The organism is Pseudomonas sp. PS01299 (assembly GCF_029960145.1).
GTDB lineage: Bacteria > Pseudomonadota > Gammaproteobacteria > Pseudomonadales > Pseudomonadaceae > Aquipseudomonas > Aquipseudomonas putida_A.
In genome coordinates this window covers 1-3141 of record NZ_JASCPO010000392.1, presented here as the reverse complement: position 1 = coordinate 3141, position 3141 = coordinate 1, and the positions used below count along the sequence as shown (strand labels likewise).

The window sequence follows — 3141 nt, the reverse complement described above, 5'->3', positions numbered from 1 at the left end:
GCTCCCGCTCGAGTGCGAAGCGCTCGCAACATTCCGAGGGTCGCTGCGCAACCCAGCGGGAGCAAGCTCCCTCGCCACAGGTTCTGTGTATAAATCAGGTCAGCAGTCCCATTCGGCGTTTGGCGCGCTGCACCGAACCGTTGCGCATCGCCCAGCGCAGCATCGGCGCACTGCGCTTCACGCTGGCTCGGATCAACTGGCGTTGCAGCGGATTCTGCCGTATGCCGAACATGGCGCTGGCCCAGTCCGGCAACAGATCGATGCCGGCCTTCATCATCAAGTCGCCAAACGGTCGGGCCAGCACGCTCGGGGCCGGGGCATCGAGCAGCAGGCGCAGGACTTCGCGGCTGCGCTCATCACAGAGCAGTTGCGGGCGCATGCATTGCAGATAGTCAGCCACGGCCTGCCGCGATTTCGGCACATGCCGCGCACCCAGGCGCTCGGCGACCACGGCGATTTCCGCGTAGTAACGATCCTGATCCGCCGCCGACAATTGCGGGTTGCGGTAACGCAAATGTGCGGTGAGGAAGTTGCTGACCTCGGCCACATGCACCCAGGTCAGCAGGTCCGGATCGCTGGCGGCATACGGCCGGCCATCCGGCGCGGTACCGACCACCTGCAGGTGAATGCTGCGCACTTTGTCGATCAGCCATTCGGCGTCACGGCGCGAGCCGAAGGTGGTGCCGGAGACAAACTGACTGGTGCGGCGCAAACGACCGAGCATGTCCTGACGAAAATTCGAATGGTCCCAGACCCCGGCCAGCGCCAGCGGATGCAGGGCTTGCAGCAACAACGCGCTGATGCCGCCGATCAGCATGCTGCTGAAATCGCCGTGCACTTGCCAACTGATCGAGTCCGGGCCGAACAGCCCGGGATCGCCCTTGGGATTTTCCAGGTCAAGCTGACCGAGCGACAGCCCGGTCAGGCTCATGAGTTGCTGTTCGATACGGCTGCGGATGAATTCCATGACAACTCATTGCGGGTGGACGGGCGCGGGCGGTTGGCCGCGCCGGAGATGTTACTGATTCAGGCGCTTGTCGATCAGGCCCTGGACCACGCTCGGATCGGCCAGGGTCGAAGTGTCGCCGAGGCTGTCAAGTTCGTTGCAGGCGATCTTGCGCAGGATCCGCCGCATGATCTTGCCTGAACGGGTTTTCGGCAAGGCCGGCGCCCACTGGATCAGGTCCGGTTTGGCGAAGCTGCCGATTTCCTTGCTGACGTGGGCGAGCAATTCTTTCTTCAGCTCATCGCTCGGTTCGACGCCGTTCATGGGGGTGACGAAGGCGTAGATGCCCTGGCCTTTGACGTCGTGCGGGTAACCGACCACGGCCGCCTCGGCGATGCTGTCGTGCAGCACCAGCGCGCTTTCCACTTCGGCGGTGCCGATGCGGTGGCCGGAGACGTTGATCACGTCATCGATGCGTCCGGTGATCCAGTAGTCGCCGTCCTCGTCGCGGCGTGCGCCGTCACCGGTGAAGTAGTAGCCGGGGTAGGGCTTGAAGTAGGTGTCGACCATCCGTTGCGGGTCGCCGTAGACGCTGCGGATCTGCGCCGGCCAGCTGGATTTGATCGCCAGCACGCCGCTGCCGGCGCCTTTGATCTCCTTGCCGTGCTCATCGAGCAGCACCGGTTGCACGCCGAACATCGGCTGCGTGGCGCAACCCGGTTTTATGCGTTGTGCACTGACCAACGGGCTGAGCATGATCCCGCCGGTTTCGGTCTGCCACCAGGTATCGACAATCGGGCAGCGCTGCTCGCCGACCACGTTGAAGTACCATTCCCACGCTTCCGGGTTGATCGGCTCACCGACGCTGCCGAGCAATCTGAGGCTTTGGCGCGACGTTTCCTGCAGCGGCCCGGCACCTTCGCGCATCAGCGCACGCAGGGCGGTCGGTGCGGTGTAGAAGATGTTCACTTTGTGTTTGTCGATCACCTGCCAAAAGCGCGAGGTGCTCGGATAACTTGGCACGCCTTCGAAGATCAGCGTGGTCGCGCCGTTGGCCAGCGGGCCGTAGACGATGTAGCTGTGGCCGGTCACCCAGCCGACGTCGGCGGTGCACCAGAACACTTCGCCATCGCGGTAATCGAGCACGTATTTGAAGGTCATCGCCGCTTGCAGCAGGTAGCCGCCAGTGGTGTGCAGCACGCCCTTGGGTTTGCCGGTGCTGCCGGAGGTGTAAAGGATGAACAGCGGATCCTCGGCATCCATTGGCTCCGGCGGGCAGTCATCGCTGACGTCACGCACGGCCTGGTGATACCAGAGGTCACGGCCTTCGACCCAATCGACTTTGCCTTGGCTGCGCTCGACTACGACGACGGTGCTGACGTCCGGACAACTTTGCAGGGCCTTGTCGACGTTGTGCTTGAGTGGCACGAACTTGCCGCCGCGTACGCCTTCATCGGCGGTGATCACGGTGCGGCAGTCGGCATCGAGAATGCGGTCACGCAAGGAGTCCGGGGAGAAGCCGCCGAACACCACCGAGTGAATCGCGCCGATCCGCGCGCAGGCGAGCATGGCGTAGGCCGCCTCGGGGATCATCGGCATGTAGATGCACACCCGATCACCTTTTTTCACCCCACGGCTTTTCAGCACATTGGCCAGACGGCAGACGTGATGGTGAAGTTTTTTGTAGGTGATCTGCGCTGATTCGGCCGGGTCGTCACCTTCCCAGAGGATCGCAGTCTGCTCGCCGCGCTGGGCGAGGTGACGGTCGATGCAGTTGTAACTGACGTTCAGTTGACCGCCGGCAAACCAGGACGCTTCACCGGTTTTCAGGTCGTAACGCTGAACGGTCTGCCACGGTGTGCTCCAGTCGAGGAAGCGGGTGGCCTGTTCGGCCCAGAAGGCGCTGGGGTGTTCAATGGATTCGCGGTACAGACGCTTATAGTCGTCCTGACTCAACTGCGCAGCCCGGCGGACGGCATCGGCTTTGGGGAACGTGCTGATATCGAACATGACGGTTCCTTATTCTTGTTGTGCGAAGAATAAAGATGCGCCGAGAGGGCCAAGGGTTCAAGCCGCATCAGGAATCTGATGTTTGAGCCTGATTTTGAATACACCCTAAAACAACTGTAGGAGTGAGCCTGCTCGCGATCGCGGTGTGTCATTCAACATCAATGCTGATTGACACCCCGCGATCG

At 62.2% G+C, this 3141-nt stretch carries 2 protein-coding genes; both read right to left on the bottom strand.

The features are described from left to right. Window positions 1–94: 94 nt before the first annotated feature. A complete protein-coding gene (locus QMX91_RS30135; RefSeq protein WP_282413835.1) occupies window positions 95–967 on the bottom strand; it encodes an oxygenase MpaB family protein in 873 nt (290 codons plus the stop codon). Between the two features lie 51 nt (window positions 968–1018). After that, window positions 1019–2956, bottom strand: a complete 1938-nt coding sequence (gene acs, locus QMX91_RS30130; RefSeq protein ID WP_098965651.1) for an acetate--CoA ligase — start codon at window positions 2954–2956, stop codon at window positions 1019–1021. Window positions 2957–3141: the final 185 nt, after the last annotated feature.